Below are 23,300 nucleotides of genomic sequence, written 5' to 3'. Positions count from 1 at the left end.
AGTTCAGGTTATTTCTGTTTTTAAAGCTTCACTATTTTCTTCTTAACCAATTCCCCCGAACTCATTTTGACCTGAATCAAATAATCGCCCTGGCTCAGTTTGGAAATGTCCATTTGGTTAGATTTCGTGTTTTGCATGACCGCCTTACCTTTGAGATCAAACAATGTGATTGCCTCCACCACTGCTCCATTGTCGGTAGCTATTTGTATTTGGTGCTGCGCAGGATTTGGGAATACAAATTCATTGAATTTCTCACTATCATTCCGAACAGCAATGATCCTCGACAGTGTCGACTTCCCGTCATAATCCACCTGTTTCAGCTTGTAATAATTCACCATTTGCGCAGGGGCTTCCTCTGAGAATGTGTAGGTATTGTTCTCTTTGCTATCGCCAACACCTTTCACGGTTCCAACTGCTGCAAAATTGACGGCATCAGCACTTCTCTGTATCTCGAAGTAATCGTTACTCTCCTCCGACGAGGTTACCCACCTGAGCTCGTTTTGTCCGTTGCTATTTTTCCGGCCGCTAAAACTCGCCAGAGTGACGGGCAACGGAGGGCCCGGAAGGGGAGGCGCCTGCGCCATGAATGACTTTGCATTTTGAATAATATTGACCGAAGGGTTCGTGATCGCGTCCTTCCACAATGAAGCAGCCATCGTTTGCCCGGTTACATTAAAATGCAGGCCGTCATATCTTCCGCTGTTATCGATCGTATTTAGGTTGGCACCTCTGAATACATTCGGTATTGTACTAATGAGCGTTTCTTGTGCAGAAGTAATGACAGCATTTACTCCATTATTGTAACATGAAGTAGCAATTAGCCACGCAAGATCCGCATAATTGGATTCCTCGCGTGTTTTTGTTATCACCCGTTCACTTCTGAATCTAAATTCTTCCGCAGTTAAAGTACCATCATTTACGCCATGCATCGACAGAATCGCCCTCAGGCCTGTTCTCGGAACATAAGCATTCATTGCATTCCGGATGTTCGCATAGGGCATCCGGATGCTATATTCGATAAAACCATGATCAAATGGAATGTTATAGGCCGATTTGTACGTCTGGTCAATGTTGCTGCCACCGAAAGCTGCACTGTAGAACAACACCGGCACATTCAATGCAGCAGGGCTCACCAGCATGTCACCCAGCCTCGACCATAGCCAGGGATACTGTACCATAGGCCCGATCCCACAAGTTTCACACAATTGGGTAGGTTGCAAAGGAGCCAGATAATCGGCTGTACCATTCATCAGATACTGGTTATAAAGCGGCAGGTCAGCATTGGGGTTAATGGAATTCACCATATCGCTGTTTGCTCCTACCATATCGCCAGCCTGGCCCGCTGCTGCTGCATTGGAATGGCCTACGATCAGGAAGACTTCCCCTACTCCAACCTTTTCAACGGTCACAGAGCTTCCTACCTGAGATCCATTTTTCTTACCCCGCACTTCGAGATCATACCTACCACCGACCGATGTCAGGGATCCAGAAAAGACATTTCCGCTGGCGCTACCTACAATTTCCGTCCAATCTACTGCAGTTCCTGGTTCGCCTGCCCGGGTTTTGAGACGGGCTTCGATCTTATCGACCGTGGCAATGTAGGTTCCGGTAATAAAGACGGTCGCGCTACCTGCCTGGTTTCTTTGGTAAACCATTCGGGCGGGAGGAAAACTGATACTGAGCTGTCCAAAGAGTGTGCTGGAGGTCAAACAAAAAAATAAAATAGTAAAGATTTTCATGCGCATAGATTAAAATTTAAAAAGTGAAAAATGAAGATGAAGACAATAAATACCCATCCCTGGCAAACGTGCTAGGAGCAATGAGTAAACGTTAAATTAGCCGCGTTAAAATATAAAAGATTGAATATTAAAGAATTAGAGGGAGGTAATACACTAGTAACCCGGGGTTGACGATTACTGTCTTTGACAAAAATAATAAAGAGAACAATACTATCATTCAACATTTTATAATAAATTCTAATTTTTACAATTAATTCATACTACAAACATTCAGGGCTCGCTCTGAGCCACTTGCGAGTGATTCAATGGATCATCCTGCCGGTTTTTCAGTTTTAGATGCAGTAACTGCAAATTGGTTTCTACCTGATTCTCAATTTTTTTGCATTTCCTTCGATACCTCATTCATTTTTAAATAGCAATTGCATTTTCTCGTTGAGTGGTTCCTTATTATCTTTGCAAAACTTTCTTGAACATCAGCAATGACAAAACTTTCGGTCCGGCACTTACTTGGAATTAAAAACCTGAACGAGAATGACATTCAAACTATATTAGATACAGCGACTCAGTTCAAGGAAGTCATCAATCGGCCCATTAAAAAAGTACCCTCGCTCAGAGACATTACCATTGCCAACGTTTTCTTCGAAAACTCCACCCGTACCCGACTGTCTTTTGAACTAGCTGAAAAAAGGCTTTCCGCTGACGTAGTGAACTTTTCAGCCTCAGGCAGCTCAGTCAAAAAAGGAGAAACCTTACTGGATACCGTTAACAATATCCTGGCCATGAAGGTGGATATGATCGTCATGCGCCATAGCAGCCCCGGCGCGCCACATTACCTCTCTACGCGTATACCTGCCAATGTCGTAAATGCAGGCGACGGGACCCATGAGCACCCTACACAAGCACTTTTAGACGCGTTTTCGATGCGTGAAAAACTGGGGGACCTTACCGGAAAGAAAATTGCAATTATCGGAGATATCACCCATTCGAGGGTTGCCTTATCCAATATATTTTGTTTGCAGAAATTAGGAGCAGAAGTGATGGTTTGCGGACCTTCTACACTAATTCCCAAGCATTTAGGAGAATTAGGCGTAAAAATCAGCCACAATGTAAAGGAAGCGCTGGAATGGTGCGACGTAGCGAATGTGCTCCGCATACAACTGGAACGTCAGCAGATCAAATATTTTCCTTCGCTGAGAGAATATTCACTTTATTACGGAATTAATAAAGCCATGCTGGATGATCTGGATAAGGAAATTGTATTGATGCATCCCGGCCCTATCAATCGTGGCGTGGAGCTTTCTTCCGACGCAGCAGATTCAAGCCATTCCATTATTTTAAATCAGGTTGAAAACGGGGTGGCAGTGCGGATGGCAGTGCTTTATCTGCTAGCCCAACAATAATCAGCACCGTACTTCTTTCTTTTTTGCCCCTAGCCTGCCTATATCCCATACTTTTAGAATATAATCGGGAGCGTAAGGTACTTTGCACGAGGTATCACCCATATATACTTTAACTTTTCCGATCCTGTTTCCGATCGCCAGTGCTTTCTCAGCCAACGGTTTGTAATAGGATCCAACGGCAATGACAAAGCCGTTCATTACATATCTCACGCGGTTAGGCGCTTCGTGAATATCCTTTTCGACTCTTTCGAGCAGCTGTTCAATTTCATTTTTATCAATATTTTCATCCGGGGTCAGCGCCATAAGGCACCCAAATGTAGACCAGCCCGCATCCGCGATCAGTTCTTTGTCAGATTCAATCCATTTTCTGGCCATTTCGAATCCGTAATTACTTTCAGTAGCATTCCATGCAACGGTGTATTCACTGATCATGTGCCATGAGGCACTTTCAACCCATTCATCCAGCACGTCGGGAGTCAATAGTGAAGGATTTGTCATTAATCCGGCCAGGTACATCGCATCCGAATTACCAGTCTTATACAGTTCCAGCGCCAGCTCGTGGTTATTCCTGTGCTTTTTGAGGATAGGTTTCATGTCCCCGATCTTCACGCCATACATCGGCTCCTTACCGCCATGATTACGAAACGTTTTCAAGGTCTGCTCACTGCCCAGCATTGCCAGCTGGTTCATAATGTCCTTCACCTGATTCATTTTGCGCCGGTTATTATTTTTGATACAAAATATAACAATTTTAGATTAAACTTTACCTTTAAGCACATCCTTAACTATTCGAATCTGATGGCTTATACGGAAGGAATGCTTCGCGACGGAGCATTGAATAATAAAACGATCATTGTAACAGGAGGTGGTACCGGTTTGGGAAAATCCATGGCCACCTATTTTCTGAAACTAGGCGCCAATATCGTAATATGCAGCCGCCGCCTCGAAGTACTAGAAGCGACTGCCCGAGAACTTGAAGAAACCGTCGGCGGAAATGTGTTGTGTGTGGCGTGCGACGTGAGAAAGCCGGAGCAGATTGAAAATGTGATCACGAGTGCCATTGAAAAATTCGGACGTATAGATGGCCTGGTCAATAATTCGGCAGGGAATTTCATTAGCCCTACCGAGCGGCTTTCCTATAAGGCGGTGGATGTGGTGGTAGACATTGTGCTGCGTGGTACCTACTATTTCACATTAGCATTAGGCAAATATTGGATTGATAATAACATCAAAGGCACAGTACTCAACATTTCCACTACTTATGCGTGGACCGGTTCTGGCTGGGTGGTACCTTCCGCGATGGCAAAAGCGGGCGTACTTGCGATGACCAAATCACTGGCTTTCGAGTGGGCTGACCATGGTATTCGTCTCAATGCTATCGCTCCCGGGCCATTTCCGACCAAAGGTGCATGGGAAAGGCTTTTTCCGGAAGAGCTTGCCAAAAAATTCTCTTTTGAAAGCAGAATTCCACTGGAACGAGTCGGCAACCATCAGGAACTCGCGAATCTGGCCGCCTATTTAATGTCAGATTTTTCGGCCTACATGACCGGCGAAGTGATTACATTGGACGGAGGTGAGGTACTGGCAGCCGGACAGTTCAATTTCCTAAAAGAAGTGACTGACGATCAGTGGAATTCCATTGAAGAAACTATCAAAACTGCCAACCGGAATAGTAAGAAATCAGAATAAAAATTTTCTTACGGTTTTATTGGGTAATTTTGCCCGTTCGTTCGTTATTTGACAAATGATGAAAACATGTACATGAGAACTACTTTAAGCTTTTACGTCTATATTTTATCGGTGTTGGTGATCGCAGGTTGTGCGTCATCCAATAAGTCAATGAAGCAATTGCCGGAAGCGCAGGTAAGACCCTCGGAACTGCAATCGGCTCCGGTTAATGAAGAACTTACACTGATCGCCATTCAAAGTAAATATCTGCTAAAAGACACTACCCAGACAAAGGTTTATCTGTATGTCGACGCTTTCAAAGGGAAAAACCCGATATCAGTTCCCGACTTTGTCAAAATTTACAATCTCAACTACGTCATTTATTCTGATTACGGAACAAGGGACCGACTAGGTTACGGAAATGTAAAACTCGACTCATCCAATGTGTCCAGGATTGGCGATAAAATTGTAATCGCTTATGACATTAAAAGCCCCAATAAGGACTACGGCGTGCTTTTGAGTGAGATCAGTCAGACCGGAACATTGAAAAAAGTTTTGAATGATCTCACGATCAAGTTCAAAAATCTTGCAGTGAGTCAGACGTACGGCGTCTACACGGCTGCCAGCACACAACCATTGCAGCGCCACTATGTGAATGCCAATGAGCCATTTACCCTTAAAAAAGTCGGCGAGGGAAATGAGCAGTTGCATGTATTTTACTACAATCATGATTTTGAGGCGGCAGGTTCGCCGATGAACGTTGCCCCTAAGAATATTAATAAGTCGCTGGAAGTAGATAGTTCATTCACGATTAACACCAATGAACCGCTTCGTTTTGATAAAGAAGGACTTTATAATGTATTCGCTGATACCACGCAATCAGAAGGATTAGGAATTTTGGTCGTCAATGAACGCTTTCCAAAAGTAACGCGACCACAGCTTTTGCTAGGTCCGCTGCTTTACATGAGCACCAACAACGAGATCAACGAAATCGAAAAGGCGGAAGATTATAAAAAGGCGCTTGACAAATACTGGCTCACGCTGATGAATGGCAATGCGCCGCTCGCCCAGCAATCGATCCGTTCGTTTTATGGACGTGTAGAAGAAGCCAATCAACTTTTTACAACCTACAAAGAAGGTTGGAAAACGGATAAGGGCATGATATATATCGTATTAGGCCCTCCGGATAAAGTGCAGCGCAGCAAAGATCGCGAGGTTTGGACCTACGATCAGCGAGGTAATGCGCAGAATGTAAATTTTACTTTTAATCGAAGAAACAATCAATTTGTGGATGATCATTATGAACTGGTTCGCTATGCCGAATACCAGCCGATTTGGTATCCAGTAGTAGAAGCATGGAGAAACGGAAGTATACGGTAAGAAACCCCGCCCCAAGACAGTCCCAGGCCGATATGGTTTTTGGTACACAGTCTGTACTCGAAACAATGCGTTCGGGCAAAGAAATAGAACGATTATTCATTCAGAGAGAGTTTGGTCTTTCTGAAATTGAGAAACTTGCCAAAGAACTTGGCATCCCATTCCAGCGTGTACCAGTTGAAAAACTAAATCGGGTGACACGCAAAAACCACCAGGGAGTTATCGCGTTCGTGTCCCCGATCCAGTACATGCCGTTGCACAACGTGCTTACGCAGGTATTTGAAGAAGGGAAAACGCCATTGCTGCTACTTCTGGACAGGATTACCGATGTTCGCAACTTTGGAGCCATCGCCAGGACGGCAGAATGTGCCGGCGTTCAAGCATTGATCGTTCCAACGAAAGGTGGCGCCCAGATCAATGCAGATGCTATGAAGACTTCTTCGGGTGCATTGAACTTCCTGCCTGTTTGCCGTGAACCAAACTTGTACGAAACACTGCTTTATCTGCGAAACAGCGGCTTGCAAATCATTGCCTGTACCGAAAAAACAGAGAAATCACTTTACGACATCGATTTTTCGATTCCCACGGTGATCATCATGGGTTCAGAAGAAGATGGAATTTCACAGGAATTCATACATCTGGCTGATAGCGGGGCAAAAATTCCGTTGAGTGGTCAGGTTGAATCCCTGAATGTGTCTGTAGCCAGCTCGATCGTCCTTTACGAAGCTGTGAGACAACGGGTTAAATAATAAACGAGACTTGGTAAGTCTTAAAGACTTGCCAAGTCTTTCTTTATCTACTGTCGGAAACTCTTCATAATCCAGCCGCCGCCGACTACATCATCTCCTTCATAAAATACAGCAGCCTGTCCTGGCGCGATGCCATTGACACCGTCGTGGAATTTGGCTATGATTCTGTCTGGTTCAATTTGTTCGATCAACGCAGGAGTTCCGTCGTGTTTGTAACGCACTTTGGTTACTGTTTCCAGCGGCTTGTCCAGTGACGCATATTTTTGCAGGTTCAGTTTGCCGACATGCATTCCGTCGCGGAACAAGTCTGGCAAATCTCCTAAAACCACTTCATTAGTTTCTTTTCTGATCTCGGTCACGAAAGCTGGTTTACCCAGGGCAATTCCCAAACCTTTCCGTTGACCTACTGTATAAAACGGATATCCTTCGTGTTTCCCGACAATAGTACCGTCTTCAAAAACAAAATTCCCTCCTGCTACTTCTGCTTCTAAACCAGGAATGCGTCTTTTCAAAAATCCCCGGTAATCATTGTCGGGTACAAAGCAAATTTCATAGCTTTCCGATTTGTTTACCAAATCAATAAAGCCTCTTTGCCGAGCCATTTCGCGTATTTCTGATTTGTGCAGGTATCCCAAAGGTAATTTGGTACGGGAAAGGCTTTCCTGAGAAACTCCCCAAAGCACATAACTTTGATCTTTCCAGCTGTCAATGCCTTTGGAAACATAATGCCGACCATTGTTGAACTGCATGTTAGCATAATGCCCGGTGGCAATAGACTCGCAATCAAGCCTATCAGCACGTTTCAGCAGCGCGTCCCATTTAATGTGCGTGTTACACAAAACGCAAGGATTGGGTGTGCGGCCTTCGAGGTATTCGCCAGTGAAATGATCGATCACATAATCTCCAAATTCGGCGCGGATATCCAGAATGTAATGTGGGAAGCCTAATTCGACGGCAATATTACGCGCGTCATTGATGGAGTCGAGGGAACAACAGCCCGTTTCTTTTTTAGAACCGCCGCTGCTGGCGTAATCCCAGGTTTTCATGGTCATTCCGATGACCTCATAACCTTGTTCGTGTAACATAACAGCTGCGAGCGAGCTGTCAATGCCGCCACTCATGGCGACTAAAATGCGTCCGTGTTTGCTCATTGCGATAATCAGCGAAGGTTGAATGCCTTCCGATTTTATTTAAGTTGAAAATCCTGAACAGCAAAAATTAACCACCAGGTTCCGCAAAGATAATTAATTATCGGCATTATCCCCTTCAACTAAAATCACGCTACGCATTCACCTGCCTGATCACATTCTTGATATTCAACTCAATAATATCAGTCATCGTCTCGCATTTGTGATAATGCGGATCGGCATAATGCTTGAAAAGGCCTTCCCTGAGCTGGTGAATGTTGTCAACTGTCGAAATATTATCTTTAATAGAAACGTCTCTGAGTTCTTTCAAACGATACCTTTCGCTTCTCGCCTGGTACATGATCGACGACTGCTCTTCCTGCTGGTATTGTAGTACCGTTTTGTCCGTCAGGTACTCCATTGCCAGTTCGACGTAGGGACGATTTTCTTTAAAAAACTGCGGCATATACACTTTCACATTGCCTTCGTAAAACTGCTGATCAAAATCGATAGCCCTCAGCCTGAACTGAAAATCATCAAAATCCGGCGTGATCTGCATGACGAAATTGTACGATCGCATATCCCCTAGCAGCGTGATCATGCAGCGCTCGTTGAATTTTACGAATTCCTTGGCAATGCGTATCGGGTTGTAATCGGGCTCGCGGAGGCGTGTTTTGGCGAATTCGTCCCCCGGAATACCCGCGATGTGTTCTTCAATGAGCGTGTCACCATCTACCAGGTAATTGACCTGATTCGGCGAAAAAATCTCTTCCAGTTCCAGGCCATAAATCCGGGAAGCATCCGCTTTTTTGACATAGAAATAGTCGTAAATGTCATTGAGGCGGTTCACGATCTTGATCCGGAATGGGTTGGAATTTCCAAACTTGCAGTAATCAATGCGATCAATGTATTTATGCTCAACGATCCTGAGGTTACCCGATGCTTTCAACATTGCATAGGCCTTTTTTAACCCCGAATGCAGCCGGTCTATTTCGTGAGGCGGGTAAAGCGGGCTTTCCCAGAGTGTATCCTTCCCGTTTTTATCAATCACAGGGAATGATTCGTAGAAATTCAGCAGATCGTGGTAGCCTACCGGAAGTTTCGCATCCCGCTGGTAAAAGCGGAGGTATTTCCTCAACTCCGAGCTGACCGGATAAATAGGTTTCTTTTTTAAAATCTTGACATCCCCCTGTTCCATAAAAGGAAGTTACGCATATTTGGTTGACAGTAGAAAACACGAATTCATTAAACCTATAAACAATGGCGCTGTATGGCCTTGTGATTTGTGGCGGTAGCAGTGCCCGAATGGGTACCGACAAGAGCGCGCTCGTATATTATGACAAGCCTCAGCACGATCATGTCCATGATTTGCTTGCATTGTTTTGCGAAAAAGTGATCATTTCGTGTAATAAGGAACAGTATATTTCGCTCAAAACTTCGAATGAAAAAATAGCGGATCTGGCTGAATACTCCGGCCACGGCCCTATTTCCGGCCTATTGACAGCATTTCATGCATTCCCGGAACATCATTTCCTGGTGGCAGGCTGCGACTACCCATTCCTGAATAAAAAGGAACTGGAGTTATTTTTGACAAAAACTAAAAGAGATTCCGCTGCCGCTGCCTTTTATAATCAGGATGACAAATATGAGCCTTTGCTGGCCTGGTACTCGAAGGAAGCCGGGCCATTGTTAAAGCAGCATTTTAATCAAAATGAATTTTCATTGCAGCATTTTTTGAAAAAACACAATGCGGAACGATATGTGCCACAATCCGAAAAGGTTGTAACCAGCGTAGATACTCCCGAAGAATTCCGGAGAGTCAAAGCAATTTTGGCTAACGAAAACAACAAGTGAAATGGAAACCAGTGCGATAGCATACCAAAAAATCAGAAGGATAGGGAGAGACGAAGCGACGGATTGGGAGGATCATCTGGCTGTGGAGGAACCACTTGAAATTCAACTGGCTTACTATCAATCAGAAAAAAAGATCACGAAAAGCATTTCCGTTACCATGCGGACACCCGGGCACGATCGCGACCTGGCGATTGGATTTTTGTTTACGGAAGGCATTGTATCAATGCTTGATCAGGTGGAGTCTGTGAAAAGCGCGGTATTGGAAGAAAATAAAGTGATCGTAACGCTTTCCGACACGTTCGTCCCGACATTGAATGCTTTGGAAAGAAACTTTTACACGACATCCAGCTGTGGTGTTTGCGGAAAAGCGAGTATCGATGCCATTAAAACGGTGTCGGCTTACCAGGATCAATTGGATGACATTCTGTTGACCAAAGAAATCCTTTTTGCATTGAGTGAAAAAATCGCAGGACAGCAAAATATTTTCGAAAGTACCGGCGGTCTTCACGCCTCCTCGCTTTTTGACCTCGGCGGCAACTTTATCATGCTTAGGGAAGATGTGGGCCGACATAATGCGCTGGACAAACTAATCGGCGCGGCTTTCCTGAATAATGAGCTGCCATTGGCCCAAAACATCCTGCTGCTCAGTGGCCGTGCGAGTTTTGAACTCATTCAAAAGGCGGCGATGGCGGGTATCAAGGTGGTAGCCGCGATTGGCGCGCCGTCGAGCCTGGCGGTACAGCTTGCCGAGGAAAGTAGCATCACGCTGGTTGGCTTTTTAAAAAATGACAGATTTAATGTTTACACCGGTTTCGGCCGTGTTGAGTAATATGAAAATACGAATTCAGCGTAACTCAGTCAGGTTCAGGTTGTCTAAAACTGATGTGGAGCAGCTTGGTACTATTGGCTACTTAGAGGAGGAAACTGCATTTGGCACCTCCAAATTCTACTATTCCGTCAAACAGGATCCATCCGGCGAAACATTGTCGGCCGAGTTTGCCAATGGAATGATCACCATGTTTGTGCCCACGGCATTTACAAAGGATTGGGCGGCAAACAATGTCGTCGGGATTGACGCTAATGTACCGTTCGACGGACAGGAAACGTTGTATCTGTTGGTTGAAAAAGATTTTAAATGTCTGGATAATGTCGCCGAAGACCAGTCAGACAATTACGAAAACCCATCCAAAACCTGCTAGCTATGGCCGATCATCACCTCCCGGTCCCCAATTCGGAAAATCCCGAGAAACTGACCGGACTCAAAAAAGGTAAGATTAAAAAGGTAGCTGCGGGCATCCCGGCAGTCGTTTCCAGCTTCGAGAAAATAGTGGAAGAGGCTGGCTTACAGCGTGGAATGAGGGCTCTTTTCAATTTGAACAAAAAGGGTGGCTTCGATTGCCCGAGCTGCGCCTGGCCCGACCCGGACGATGAGCGCTCAGGCATTGCCGAATATTGCGAAAATGGTGCCCGGGCAGTGGCAGAAGAAGCCACTACTAAGAAACTGACGACTGAGTTTTTCTCACAGCATGCTGTCCAAGAACTGGGCAAACTGACTGATTATGAAATAGGTGGCAAAGGTAGGATAGCGCAACCTATGTTTTTGCCAGCTGGCGGTACCCATTATCAGCCGATTTCCTGGAAGGCTGCTTTTGATAAAATTGGTTTCGAACTGAACAGGCTGGCCTCACCTGACGAGGCTGTTTTTTACACTTCGGGCCGTACCAGTAACGAGGCTGCATTCCTTTACCAGCTTTTCGTAAGAGAATTTGGCACCAATAACCTGCCGGATTGTAGCAATATGTGCCACGAAAGCAGCGGAGTCGCTTTGGGCGAATCACTTGGAATCGGCAAAGGCTCCGTGACGCTGAATGACTTTTACGAAGCCGAGGTGATCATTATATTAGGGCAAAATCCGGGTACGAATCATCCCAGAATGCTGACCGCCCTGCAAAAGGCCAAAGCCAATGGTGCTACCATTATTTCTATTAATCCGCTGCCTGAGACCGGATTAATGGGTTTTAATAATCCCCAAATGGTGAAAGGCGTGCTGGGCATTAACCCGACACTGACAGATATTTTCCTGCAAGTCAAGATCAATGGTGATATGGCCCTGCTGAAAGCGATTGCATTGCTTTTGATACGGGAAGAGGAGCATAATCCGGGCGTTGTTTTCGATCAGGATTTTATTCAAAAAAATACAGAAGGATATGCTGCTTTTGTCGAGCATATCAAGACTTTTAATGAGGAAGAACTTGCCAAAATATGCGGTGTCCCGCTGACTCTGATACAGGAAACCGCGAGGGTACTAGCGCGCAAGAGCAAGATCATTGCCTGCTGGGCGATGGGCCTTACTCAACATAAAAACGCGGTGGATACGATCAAGGAAGTGGTCAATTTGCTTTTGTTGAAGGGTAGTATTGGCAAACCGGGAGCCGGTACCTGCCCGGTCCGAGGCCATAGTAATGTCCAGGGTGACCGTACAATGGGTATTTTCGAAAAACCTTCTGAAAAATTCCTGAATGCGATCGAGCAAAACTTCCATTTCAGCCCTCCGAAAAAACACGGGTACGATGTCGTGGAATCCATTAAAGCCATGCGTGAAGGCAAAGCCAAAGTATTCTTTGCTATGGGAGGAAATTTTCTGTCTGCAACTCCCGATACCCGTTTTACCGCAGAAGCCTTGTCCAAATGCAGGCTTACTGTGCACGTTTCGACCAAGCTAAACCGTAGCCATCTCGTTCACGGCGAAGAAGCATTGATACTACCTTGTCTGGGCAGAAGCGATATGGACATGCATAAGGGGGAGAACAGGTTTGTTTCCTGTGAAAATTCGATGGGTGTAGTACAACTTTCCAAAGGTGTGCTGCCTCCGGTTTCGGAACATTTGCTCAGCGAGCCCGAGATCGTTTGCCGACTAGCCAGTGCGACATTGGGACGCCATAGCCAGATCAGCTGGGATCGTTACAGCGAGGATTATGATGTGATCCGGGCAGATATTGAGCGTACCATTCCCGGTTTTGAAAAATATAATGAGCGGGTAAGACTGCCTGGTGGATTTTATCTGCCTAATTGCAACCGCGATGGAACATTCGACAATGACATTCAAAAAGCGAGGTTCAATGTCGCTCCGTTACAAATCCCACAGCTGGCTGACAATGAGTTAATCATGATGACAATTCGTAGCCACGACCAGTTTAATACCACCATTTACGGCCTCAACGATCGGTATCGCGGCATTTACAATGAACGAAGGGTGATATTGATGAACGAAAATGACATTGCGAAAAGGAGTTTGAAAAACGGTGATCTTGTCGATCTGCATAATCATTTTGAAGGTACCGAACGTGTCGCCCACAAGTTTATCGTGGTCGAATATCCTATTCCTGAAAAATGCGCGGCAACCTATTTTCCTGAAACCAATGTGCTGGTCCCCATTAACAGCGTGGCTGATAAAAGTAACACGCCCACTTCGAAACAAGTGGTTTTAACATTGACCAAACATTTACCCTGAATCCAAACTTAACATTGGCCTAACAATTCGTAAGCAAACTTGCCGTAATTTTCGCCTTTGGTTCAATGGCCTGTTGGGGTAAATCAGAGGAAAAATGATCTTTCTGAGGTAAGGTTTAAATTTTATACAATGAAAAAAATTATTTTATCGATTGCTGTGGGACTGCTTAGTCTAACCACTTTTGAAGGTATGTCACAAAACAAAAACAAGGTAATCGCACACAGAGGTGCGTGGAAAAATACCGGAGCGACTGAAAATTCAATCGGTGCGCTGGAACATGCGATCAAACTGGGCTGCTACGGAAGCGAATTTGACGTGCATATGTCTGCGGATTCGGTTTTGTTTGTTCTGCACGATCATGCTATCAAAGGAACACACATTGAAAAATCAACCGCGCAGGAGCTTTCACAGATCAAACTGGAAAACGGGGAGGCGCTGCCCACGTTAGAAGCATATTTGAAAGCTGGTTCAAAACAGAAAAAAACGCGTTTGATACTTGAAATAAAAACTTCCTCGGTCAGTAAGGAAAGATCATTGGCTTTGGCTACAAAATGTGTAGAACTGGTCAAGAAGTTGAAAGTGGAACAGATTACAGACTACATTGCTTTCGATTTTGATGTATGCCTGAAAGTAAAACAACTCGCGCCAAAAGCACACGTGGAATATTTGAACGGAGACAAAACACCTGACGAAATAGCAGCTGCCGGATTGGATGGCATTGACTACCATTTTACAGTTTTCAAAAGAAAAGAAGAATACATTCCGGCGATGCGCGAGAAAAAGCTCAGTACCAATGTCTGGACTGTCAATGACGAAGCGACGATGAAATGGTTCCTTGAAAAAGATGTGGATTACATTACTACCAATGAACCGGAGTTACTGCTGAGTATTTCTAAGTAATTTTCGCCATTTGTAGCTGACCATTGGTCTCCTGCCAAGCGCGAATAACCTGTGTAAGTTGCTTATATTCAATCAAAAAGCCATCGTGTCCGTATAGTGAGTCAATTTCCTGAAAAACAGCATCAGGAATGTGGCGGGCTACAAATTGCTGCTCGGATAGTGGGAAAAGCAGGTCGGATTTAATGCCTAGTACCAATGTCTTGGCTTTCACTAAGCCAAGGGCATGCACGATTCCGCCGCGGTTCCGTCCTACATTGTGCGAATCCATAATCTTGGATAAAACCCAATAGGAGTACGCATTGAAACGTTTCACGAATTTATCTCCTTGATATTGCTGGTACGAAGAAGCCCTGAAATCATCGATCTGATCGGGATTATCACGTGCCTGGGTAAAATTATAAGTATCGTAGTTGCGGTAGGAAAGCAATGCAATGGACCTCGCGGCACGCATGCCCATACTTCCCGCGTCCGCATGATCGTCCTTGAATGTCGGGTCAGCTTCGATCGCCATTCGCTGGGATTCATTGAAAGCAATTCCCCAGGGGGAATGCAATGCATTGGATGCAATCACGATCAGCTCTTCACAAAGGTCGGGTACTTCCACAGCCCATTCCAGCGCCTGCTGGCCACCCAGCGATCCACCGATACATATTTTGATTTTTTTAATAGCAAGTTCCTGACGCAAAAGCTCCATGGTACCTACCACGTCGCGAACTGTCACGACAGGAAAATCGCGGTAATAAGGTTTCTGGGTCTTAGCATTAATAGAAAGTGGCCCGGTAGAGCCGTATGCTGAACCTAATACATTGACACAAATAATGAAATATTTGGCAGGATTAAAGTACTTGTCCTCTCCTACCAGCCCATCCCACCATTCGGCGGCATTGGAGCTGCCTGTGAGCGCGTGACAGATCCACACGATGTTACTATCGTCTGCATTTCTTTCTCCATAAGTAGTGTATGACAGCTCGAAGCCTGTAAGTTCGCCACCCATTTCCAGGGAATAAGCGTACGGGGATTTAAATGTTTTTTGTTCCGCTTGCATAGTGCCAGAGCACAGGTTTTTTAAACTAAAAAAAGTGCGAGATTAAAGCCATCCGGCTTACGGAAATTTCTAACTGTAAGTTGACACGAATTGAGTTTATATCTCCTAATAACTTAGGTGGGAATTAGCACCTTTCTCCAAATCGGTAGCAGGTTGCCAGAGGTTCATAGAGCCCATTCTCTCGCCTCTTCTTTATAAAATCAATCGCCATGTAAGTGAAGCAATTGACTTGATGCTGCAATATTAAGCCTGGATGCCTGAAAATGCAAATAAATGCTGAAATTCTATTTCGTCACGCACCCGTGGGCTTTATCTTTGCCATTTAACGATGATGATGTCAATGAAAAGTCTTACCAGTTTTATTTTTTTGATGGCACTGTCCGTCACCTCCTTTGCCCAAAGTATTAACCCGTCTCCCGAAAGGATCTCCTCACACATCAGCAAGCTTGCTTCCGACAAAATGAAAGGCCGCGGAACGGGAAGCAAAGAGAATGAAAAAGCGGCGCGATATGTGGCCAAAGCATTTAAAAAATACCATTTACAACCCAAAGGTACTGAGGGGTTTTACCAACCATTTACAGCCAGGGTCAGGAGAATAGTCGTACCGGATAGTGTTCGGAAAGCCAAAAATGTGATCGGATTTCTCGACAACGGAGCTGACTATACCATCGTGATCGGCGCACATTTTGATCACCTTGGAATGGGTACTCAGGGTAGTTCCAAAGCGGAGAAGCCGGAGGGGCAGATTCACAATGGTGCTGATGATAATGCTTCGGGCGTAGCCGGATTGCTGGAACTTGCACGTTATTTTTCAACCAATAACGTTAAAGAGGCGTACAACTTTCTGTTCATCGCATTTGGCGCGGAGGAACTCGGGCTAATAGGATCGCGGTACTTCGTCAACAATCCGACATTGCCTTTGGAAAAGATCAATTTTATGACTAATATGGATATGATCGGGCGTTATGACGCCAATCGTGGTGTGGGTATCGGCGGTTTTGGAACGAGTGAAGAATGGCCTGTCATATTTAAAGATGTCAAGAGCGACACCAAATTTTTCACTGATAAGGCAGGCAGCGGCGGTTCAGATCATGGTTCTTTTTATGCCAAACAAATACCTGTCCTTTTCTTTCACACAGGTGGGCACGATGATTACCACAAACCCACAGATGACATTGAAAAAATAGACTTGAAAGCTGAGGCAGGCATCCTTGGCATTGAAATTATGCTGATAGAGAATGCTATGAAACTTCCGAAACTGAAATTCACGGAGGTTAAGTAGTGATTCAACTAGTGAAAAATCTTAAATAGGCTTGCTTTGTACGGATTCGTTGCCCCCTCTTTTACCTATGCTTCACCCCATATCTCTCCTGAGGAGCTATACGGCACCTTGTTTAAAGATGTGCAAAACAGCCACATATTTCCTGATTCCAAGACATTTGCAGATGCTATTCCGCTGGAAGATCCGGTACTGATCATTGAAAGATATCATCAGGAAAAGAGTGATACTGAGTTTGATATGGCTCTTTTTATACAGAAATATTTCAGGATGCCGCTGCACATATCCTCCGATTTCAGGCCCGATACCAGTGTTACCACGTCCGAGCACATTGGCAGGCTGTGGTCGGTACTAACCCGCTATCCCGAAAACCAGGAGCGGGGCGGCTCATTGATTCCGTTACCTTTTTCCTATGTAGTACCGGGGGGCAGGTTCCGGGAGATCTATTATTGGGACAGTTATTTCACCATGTTGGGGTTAAAAGAATCAGGTCGGGTGGATTTGATCGAAAGCATGATTAATAATTTTGCCTATCTGATCGATAATTTCGGATATGTCCCCACCGCAAACCGTACTTACTACCTGGGAAGGTCGCAACCTCCTTTCTTTTCACTCATGGTGAGGCTTTATAGCGAAATGGAAGGAAAGAAGGTGCTAACAAGATTTCTGCCCCAAATGCAGAAAGAATACGACTACTGGATGGACAATGGCGGTCAGGACGCCGAACCATTCTCTGCTCACAGGCGACTGGTGAACTTACCCGATGGCGCGGTATTGAACCGCTACTGGGACGATCGCTGCACACCCAGGCCGGAGTCGTATCGGGAAGATATAGAACTGGCTCAGGAAGCTTTTGAGAAATATAATGTTGCTCCCGATGCCTTGTACAGGCATATTCGCGCAGCCGCAGAGTCAGGCTGGGATTTCAGTAGTCGCTGGTTCGATGACGAATCTGATTTCGCTTCTATCCATACCACCGATATTATCCCGATCGACCTGAATTGCCTGATGTACCACCTGGAACAGACGTTGGCGGAAGCCTATATGCTTAAAGAAAACCAGGAATGCAGCAACCTTTATAATGACAAGGCAAAAGCTCGGAGTGCGGCAATTCAGACTTATTTTTGGGATGAGTCGAAAAATTATTATATGGATTATGACTTTAAAAAGCGGGAGTTTACCAAAGCCATTACGTTGGCAGGGGCTTTTCCGCTCTTTTTCAAACTGGCCCCCAAACCACATTCACACTACGTCCGGGGTTATCTCCGTTTGAACTTTCTGAGATCGGGAGGACTACTTACGACTACCAACCGCACAGGGCAGCAATGGGACGCCCCAAATGGCTGGGCACCGCTGCAATGGATCGCTTATAAAGGATTGAGAAACTACAATTTCCATCGGACAGCAAATGAATTGTGTGCAGAGTGGCTTGGGCTTGTCGAAAAAGAGTTCAAACATTCGGGTAAGATGCTTGAAAAGTATAATGTGTCCGATACCAATCTGATAGCGGGCGGCGGCGAGTATGAAATCCAGGAAGGCTTCGGTTGGACGAACGGTGTATACCTCAGAATGAAAAATAAAAAGAGGTGATTTTCCCCGAAAAATCTGCTCCGTAATTTTAGATCATTCCAATAAATTATATTAAAAATTTCAAGAGGCAACTTCTTTTAATAGTGAATATTTTTAATACCTTGGTACAACTAACCCCATTAGACCTTACATGAAACTATCGATATATCAAATTGACGCTTTTACAGATAAACTTTTTGGCGGAAACCCTGCGGCAATTGTTCCTTTGGAGGAATGGTTACCGGATGAGGCGATGCTGAATATTGCTGCCGAGAATAACCTGGCAGAGACTGCATTTTACGTTCCGACAGAATCAGGTTTTCACATTCGTTGGTTTACTCCTTCTGTCGAAGTAGATCTTTGCGGTCACGCGACCTTAGCGGCAGCTTATGTGATCTTTAACATTGCAAAATACGAAGGTCAGACGATCCGTTTTCAGTCAAGAAGTGGTGAGCTGATCGTTGACTGTAAAGAAGACTGGCTGACATTGAATTTCCCTGTGGACCTGTACCACATTGCTGTGCCGCCACCTGCGCTCGTGGAAAGCCTGAACAGTACCAATCTGCTGGAAGTATACAAAGGCAAAACCGACTATCTGGTCGTTCTGGAATCAGAAGCGGCGGTGCGTGACCTCGAATTTGACATTATTGTATTGAGCACGATTCCTGCCCGGGGAATTATCGTGACAGCGGCAGGCGACGAAGTTGACTTCGTATCCCGCTTTTTTGCACCACAGTCAGGCATTGACGAAGATCCCGTAACTGGCTCCGCCCACACCACGCTGATCCCCTACTGGGCCGAAAAGCTGGACAAAACCAAATTGACTGCCCGACAACTCTCAAAAAGGGGCGGATACCTAAAATGTGAACTTGCAGGCGATCGTGTGTTCATCGGAGGACAAGCCAAACTATACCTGAAAGGCGAAATCCTGGTAGATTAATCTTGCCTAAAAATCTTTATGCTTTTGCCTTACCCGCAAGCCGCGTGCGCTGGCCTGCGTATAAACCTGCTATGACCAGCACAGTACCAGCGATGGTATAACCTGTAACCGGTTCCGACATGAGCCACCATGCAAAGAAAAAACCGAAAAGCGGACATAGGAAAAGCCATAGAGAGGCGCGAACTGTATCAAGCCTGAGGAGGTAAAACCAGCATATCAAACCTACAATAGAGACTGCGAGACTGAGCCAAAGTACTGATGCCCAGAATACCCCATTCAGACGGGTAGCAGAAAAATCGCTGAACATGATCGTAACCGGAAGCAAGAACAATCCGCCCAAAAATACCTGCCACCCATTGATCAGCAGATTGGGAAGCTGCCATGAGACCGTGGCATAGTAAACGCTGGCAGCCGAAACAGCGACCATACTAAGTAACAGAATCGAGATTCCGCCGAATGTGGTCACACTGTCTGCCAGCAAAGGATAAGTAGCAAGCCCCACACCTGCCATACCCAACACAATCCCAAGCCATTCTTCGGATTTCGGCCGTCTTCTCAGCCACCATGATGAAAGTAATACAATGATCAGGGGGTTTGTTGATACCGCAAGACTGCCTATGCCAGCGGCGGTATATTTCATTGCGCACACGTAGAGGCCTAAATAAAGCGTTGTATTAAGAAAACCAAAGAGAGCGAGCTGCTTCCATTCCTTTTTATTGGGTAACCGATAAGCCTCACCTTTGCCAAGCAGGTAAGAAAAAGAAAGCAACAATATACCCGCAATAAAGAATCGAACGTTTGCCAGTATTAAAGGAGCAGCTGACTGGACACCAAACTTGGTTGCGACAGACGCCGATGACCACAGAATGGAAAAGAGAATACCAATGCCAATATTTTTCACACTTCAAAAGAATTATGGTTCAAAAATACGCGATGCATTTCGGCTTCCGCCTTCACTTTTCATATTTTTGGGCATGATTTGTAAAAAAAGTACAACATGGCTTCTGGCGGTTCTTCTATTTGCTTTGCATATTCCTTCCTTTTCCCAAAGCAGCCAGTGGACTTATGATTTCAACAATGGCTTGATCCCGATAGAGAGTGGGGGACCTTCCTTGAAGCAGCTTGGCGAACCCGGCCAGTATATCAAGGAAAAAATTCCGGGTAGCGAGGATCTGAGCAGAAGCATCTACGTATTTCAAAAAAACAGCGGTCTCCAATTTAGTAATATAGAAGCCAAGGGCTTTCTGAATAAATCCTTCACCATTGAAATTTACTTTAAACTCGATGAGCTGGACAGCTGGAAGCGGGTTTTGGATTTCAAAAACCGCAAAAGCGATTACGGAAGCTACATTTACGATGGTAAACTAAATTTCTACGACTACGCAATCGGCGAAAAAGCGCCGGTAAAAGCCGGGCAGTATGTACATTATGTTTATTCCCGTGACTTTGAAACCAAGGTCATTAAGATGTACATCAATGGACTTTCAAAGGTGGAATTCAAGGATCCGGGAACCGAGGGCATGCTGGACAATGACCAGGTACTGAATTTCTTTCAGGATGATCTGATCGCCAACCACGAATCCAGCGCTGGTTCCATCGCGCTGATCAGGGTATATGACCGTGTGATGACGCCCGTATTTATCCGGAGAAGTTATCAGACGATCGCCAAGACATTTAAAGAGCCCATTGCCAAAGCCGAAAAAGCTCCTGAAAAAGAGACTATTGCTCCCGAACCATCCGTAAAAAAGAAAAGCAATATGGCAACCGTAACCGGCAGGATTTATGATGGCCGAAACCTTAAACCTGTCAATGATGCAGAGGTGCTCGTGCGTAAGTCTAATAACGACTCACTCGTTGCCCAGACGAAGACGGTCGACGGTATTTACAACTTCGAACTGACACCATACGAATCCTACCGAATCTCCGCACAAGCCGATGGTTTTCAGTCTAAAAGCGTTTCCATACGGACCACCAACCGTTTTGAAGAAGTAAAATCCCTCATTAGTTTGTCCCCCGAAAGTTACACGGCTCCGCTGTCGACATTGTATTTTACTCAAAGCACAGAGGTGCTTGAAGACGCAGCAATGTCAGGGCTGGACTCGATTGTTGCTTATTTCCAGAAACGGGACGACCTTAAAATTATCCTGAAAGGGCATACCGACAATACGGGGGATTTTGAAAAAAACCTGGATCTCTCCAGAAAACGTGTGGAAACCGTGAAGGCTTACCTGACAGGCAGGGGGATCCCTGAAAACAGGATCGAAGGGGTGGGATATGGTTCGGCGCAGCCTAGCAGAGTGAATCAAACGGAGGCGCTTAAAAAGTCCAACAGAAGAGTGGATGTTTGGGCAGAGCCTATAAAAAGATAAAGCCATCTCATGGAGACGGCTTTATACTGACTATTCCTAAACCCTTAACCTTTTCTTTTCTTTAATATTTTATAAGCTAACAAGTGAATTTGGCACTTTCACCTTATTTCATCTTGATTAACTGATGATGTCTGATAATATAAAGTAACAATATTATTAATAATACTCCAATTTTTCTGTTTATCGAAATCAGGAAGAACCTAACCTATATACGAAGCAAATTAAACTTCAGATTCACTCGAAAACACTGCAATTTCGATTTTCTATTATCTCTCAAAACCTTTCTCCATAGTTGGCTGAGGCAGAGCGCGAAGCAGAATTTCTAATACACATGCAAATATAAAACTATTTCTATTTGCATTCATGGTTTTATTCAATTTTTATTTCCGCTAGCGGTGATACAAATATCCACATTAGTTTTGAAATTACAAATTACCAAAAAACTATTAAACAAAATTTTCTTTGGAATTAAATATCAAAATATGCCTTCAATTTGCTATTTAATATTCATTACTACGAAATAACCTATCTAATATTCTAATTTTACGCTCTGTTTCCAAATAAAATACCTTCTTGAAATATTTATATTTTCTTTAAAAAGTACAATCATTGGTTATAATTATTCATTGTCGATTGTATTCCCAAAGTACAAAACGAAAGAACCATATCCCCGGCTTTGTCCAAAAATATAGGCAGTTCCGTCATTTCATCATTGGAAAATGCTTTTAGAACATAATCTACTTGCCTGCCGCGGGGAAAATTATTTCCAATTCCAAAGCGTAATCTGGGATATTCGGACGTAGCCAACATCTCTTCAATATTTTTCAGTCCGTTGTGCCCGCCATGGCTTCCTTTCGGCTTGATTCTCAGCGTTCCGTATTCCAATTGCAGCTCATCCACAACCACCAGGGTGTTCTCTGCCGTAACCTTATACTGGTCCATATAATACCTGATCGCCTTACCGCTCAGGTTCATGAATGTCGTCGGTTTGATAAAATAAATCTGCCTCCCTTTGTGCTTCCATTCGGCGACAAATGCGAGCTTTTCAAACGAAAATTTAAAATCGTGCTCTGCTGCCAACCTGTCCAGAACCATAAATCCTACATTATGTCTGGTAAATGCGTATTCCGGACCAATATTTCCCAATCCGGCAATCAGATATTTCATTTGTTAAAAGTTTTTGATTTCATCTTTGAGCACTTAATTTAGGCTAAAATTCAGGGAAATTACATGATACCCCAAAAACGATTAATACTGAGCAGCCCGTTGCTAGAAATCATGACCAGCCGGTTGTGCCAGCAACTCATTGAGAATCACCAGGACTTTTCCAATACCGTAGTGATGGGACTGCAACCCAGAGGAATTTATTTTGCCGAACGCATCGTCGCGGAATTACGCGAACGCACCGGAAAAGACATTTCCCTCGGTTACCTGGATGCTACTTTTTATCGTGACGATTTCAGAAGACGGGAATCCCCTCTTCTACCCAATAAAACCAGTGTTCCGTTTCTGATCGAAGGAAAAAAGGTAATCCTCATAGACGACGTTTTGGCGAGCGGAAGAATGGTGCGCGCCGCTCTTGACGCTATGACAGCATTTGGAAGACCAAAAACCATTGAATTAATGGTATTAATCGACCGCCGCTATAACCGCGAACTACCCATTGATCCAAACTATGTGGGGATGGAAGTGAGTACGGTGGCTAGCCAGCGGGTTCAGGTAGAATGGAAAGAACAGGGTTTTGACGCCGACCATATCTGGATGGTCGACTGA

General features: G+C 44.8%; 21 protein-coding genes and 1 riboswitch. Of the genes, 14 read left to right on the top strand and 7 right to left on the bottom strand.

The genetic code is table 11. The features are described from left to right. Positions 1–20 precede the first annotated feature (20 nt). On the bottom strand, positions 21–1,655 hold the full coding sequence (locus tag ABIO93_RS27605; RefSeq protein WP_348073239.1) for a T9SS type A sorting domain-containing protein: 1,635 nt from the start codon (positions 1,653–1,655) through the stop codon (positions 21–23). A 563-nt stretch (positions 1,656–2,218) separates the two neighbouring features. On the opposite strand from ABIO93_RS27605, the gene ABIO93_RS27600 reads away from it, so the two are divergent. Then, on the top strand, positions 2,219–3,139 hold the full coding sequence (locus ABIO93_RS27600) for an aspartate carbamoyltransferase catalytic subunit (protein ID WP_348073238.1): 921 nt from the start codon (positions 2,219–2,221) through the stop codon (positions 3,137–3,139). On the opposite strand, the gene ABIO93_RS27595 is transcribed toward ABIO93_RS27600, so the two are convergent. Further along, on the bottom strand, positions 3,140–3,850 hold the full coding sequence (locus tag ABIO93_RS27595; RefSeq protein ID WP_348073237.1) for a DNA alkylation repair protein: 711 nt from the start codon (positions 3,848–3,850) through the stop codon (positions 3,140–3,142). Between the two features lie 87 nt (positions 3,851–3,937). On the opposite strand from ABIO93_RS27595, the gene ABIO93_RS27590 reads away from it, so the two are divergent. From ABIO93_RS27590 to rlmB, 3 genes are all read left to right on the top strand, one after another. After that, entirely contained in the window at positions 3,938–4,828 is an 891-nt protein-coding gene (locus ABIO93_RS27590; protein WP_348073236.1) for an SDR family oxidoreductase, read from the top strand. Positions 4,829–4,978: 150 nt separating this feature from the next. After that, complete coding sequence (locus tag ABIO93_RS27585; RefSeq protein WP_348073264.1) at positions 4,979–6,187, top strand: GWxTD domain-containing protein; 1,209 nt, start codon at positions 4,979–4,981, stop codon at positions 6,185–6,187. Next, entirely contained in the window at positions 6,163–6,933 is a 771-nt protein-coding gene (rlmB, locus tag ABIO93_RS27580; protein WP_348073235.1) for a 23S rRNA (guanosine(2251)-2'-O)-methyltransferase RlmB, read from the top strand. The genes ABIO93_RS27585 and rlmB overlap by 25 nt, the downstream gene beginning before the upstream one ends. A gap of 47 nt (positions 6,934–6,980) precedes the next feature. Here the strand turns inward: rlmB and mnmA are convergent, their stop codons facing one another. Both mnmA and ABIO93_RS27570 read right to left on the bottom strand, forming a co-directional pair. Beyond that, entirely contained in the window at positions 6,981–8,084 is a 1,104-nt protein-coding gene (gene mnmA, locus ABIO93_RS27575) for a tRNA 2-thiouridine(34) synthase MnmA (RefSeq protein ID WP_348073234.1), read from the bottom strand. Positions 8,085–8,214: 130 nt separating this feature from the next. Continuing rightward, positions 8,215–9,258, bottom strand: coding sequence for a hypothetical protein (locus ABIO93_RS27570; protein ID WP_348073233.1), 1,044 nt, complete (start codon positions 9,256–9,258; stop codon positions 8,215–8,217). A gap of 62 nt (positions 9,259–9,320) precedes the next feature. On the opposite strand from ABIO93_RS27570, the gene ABIO93_RS27565 reads away from it, so the two are divergent. The 5 genes from ABIO93_RS27565 (at position 9,321) to ABIO93_RS27545 (ending at position 14,325) form a co-directional block, all read left to right on the top strand. Further along, positions 9,321–9,914 (top strand): molybdenum cofactor guanylyltransferase, encoded by a 594-nt coding sequence (locus ABIO93_RS27565; protein WP_348073232.1) that lies wholly within the window; start codon positions 9,321–9,323, stop codon positions 9,912–9,914. Between the two features lies 1 nt (position 9,915). Further along, a complete protein-coding gene (gene fdhD, locus ABIO93_RS27560) occupies positions 9,916–10,743 on the top strand; it encodes a formate dehydrogenase accessory sulfurtransferase FdhD (protein ID WP_348073231.1) in 828 nt (275 codons plus the stop codon). Position 10,744: 1 nt separating this feature from the next. Then, positions 10,745–11,113 (top strand): hypothetical protein, encoded by a 369-nt coding sequence (locus ABIO93_RS27555; protein ID WP_348073230.1) that lies wholly within the window; start codon positions 10,745–10,747, stop codon positions 11,111–11,113. Between the two features lie 2 nt (positions 11,114–11,115). Further along, on the top strand, positions 11,116–13,425 hold the full coding sequence (locus ABIO93_RS27550) for an FdhF/YdeP family oxidoreductase (RefSeq protein WP_348073229.1): 2,310 nt from the start codon (positions 11,116–11,118) through the stop codon (positions 13,423–13,425). Positions 13,426–13,554: 129 nt separating this feature from the next. After that, complete coding sequence (locus ABIO93_RS27545; RefSeq protein WP_348073228.1) at positions 13,555–14,325, top strand: glycerophosphodiester phosphodiesterase family protein; 771 nt, start codon at positions 13,555–13,557, stop codon at positions 14,323–14,325. On the opposite strand, the gene metX is transcribed toward ABIO93_RS27545, so the two are convergent. Then, positions 14,318–15,370, bottom strand: a complete 1,053-nt coding sequence (metX, locus tag ABIO93_RS27540) for a homoserine O-acetyltransferase (protein WP_348073227.1) — start codon at positions 15,368–15,370, stop codon at positions 14,318–14,320. The two genes, ABIO93_RS27545 and metX, sit on opposite strands and share 8 nt — an antisense overlap. A 93-nt stretch (positions 15,371–15,463) precedes the next feature. Next, a riboswitch (SAM riboswitch) is annotated at positions 15,464–15,571 on the bottom strand. A 139-nt stretch (positions 15,572–15,710) separates the two neighbouring features. Here metX and ABIO93_RS27535 point away from each other — a divergent pair. The 3 genes from ABIO93_RS27535 (at position 15,711) to ABIO93_RS27525 (ending at position 19,158) form a co-directional block, all read left to right on the top strand. Next, a complete protein-coding gene (locus ABIO93_RS27535; protein WP_348073226.1) occupies positions 15,711–16,652 on the top strand; it encodes a M20/M25/M40 family metallo-hydrolase in 942 nt (313 codons plus the stop codon). Positions 16,653–16,688: 36 nt separating this feature from the next. Continuing rightward, positions 16,689–18,239 (top strand): alpha,alpha-trehalase TreA, encoded by a 1,551-nt coding sequence (gene treA / locus ABIO93_RS27530; RefSeq protein ID WP_348073225.1) that lies wholly within the window; start codon positions 16,689–16,691, stop codon positions 18,237–18,239. A gap of 130 nt (positions 18,240–18,369) precedes the next feature. Beyond that, complete coding sequence (locus tag ABIO93_RS27525) at positions 18,370–19,158, top strand: PhzF family phenazine biosynthesis protein (protein WP_348073224.1); 789 nt, start codon at positions 18,370–18,372, stop codon at positions 19,156–19,158. A 16-nt stretch (positions 19,159–19,174) separates the two neighbouring features. Here ABIO93_RS27525 and ABIO93_RS27520 read toward each other — a convergent pair whose 3' ends face one another. Further along, complete coding sequence (locus ABIO93_RS27520) at positions 19,175–20,059, bottom strand: EamA family transporter (RefSeq protein WP_348073223.1); 885 nt, start codon at positions 20,057–20,059, stop codon at positions 19,175–19,177. 73 nt (positions 20,060–20,132) lie between these two features. Between ABIO93_RS27520 and ABIO93_RS27515 the strand changes: the two genes are divergently transcribed. After that, positions 20,133–21,527 carry an OmpA family protein gene (locus ABIO93_RS27515; RefSeq protein ID WP_348073222.1) on the top strand — a complete coding sequence of 465 codons (1,395 nt, stop codon included), beginning with the start codon at positions 20,133–20,135 and terminating at the stop codon, positions 21,525–21,527. 606 nt (positions 21,528–22,133) lie between these two features. Here the strand turns inward: ABIO93_RS27515 and pth are convergent. Further along, positions 22,134–22,694, bottom strand: a complete 561-nt coding sequence (gene pth, locus ABIO93_RS27510; RefSeq protein ID WP_348073221.1) for an aminoacyl-tRNA hydrolase — start codon at positions 22,692–22,694, stop codon at positions 22,134–22,136. Positions 22,695–22,757: 63 nt separating this feature from the next. Between pth and pyrR the strand changes: the two genes are divergently transcribed. Further along, positions 22,758–23,300 carry a bifunctional pyr operon transcriptional regulator/uracil phosphoribosyltransferase PyrR gene (gene pyrR, locus ABIO93_RS27505; RefSeq protein WP_348073220.1) on the top strand — a complete coding sequence of 181 codons (543 nt, stop codon included), beginning with the start codon at positions 22,758–22,760 and terminating at the stop codon, positions 23,298–23,300.

The sequence above is a fragment of the Dyadobacter sp. genome (assembly GCF_039919315.1).
Classification (GTDB): Bacteria; Bacteroidota; Bacteroidia; order Cytophagales; family Spirosomataceae; genus Dyadobacter.
The sequence above is the reverse complement of the archived record's forward strand: the minus strand, read 5'-3'. Positions and strand labels throughout refer to the sequence as shown.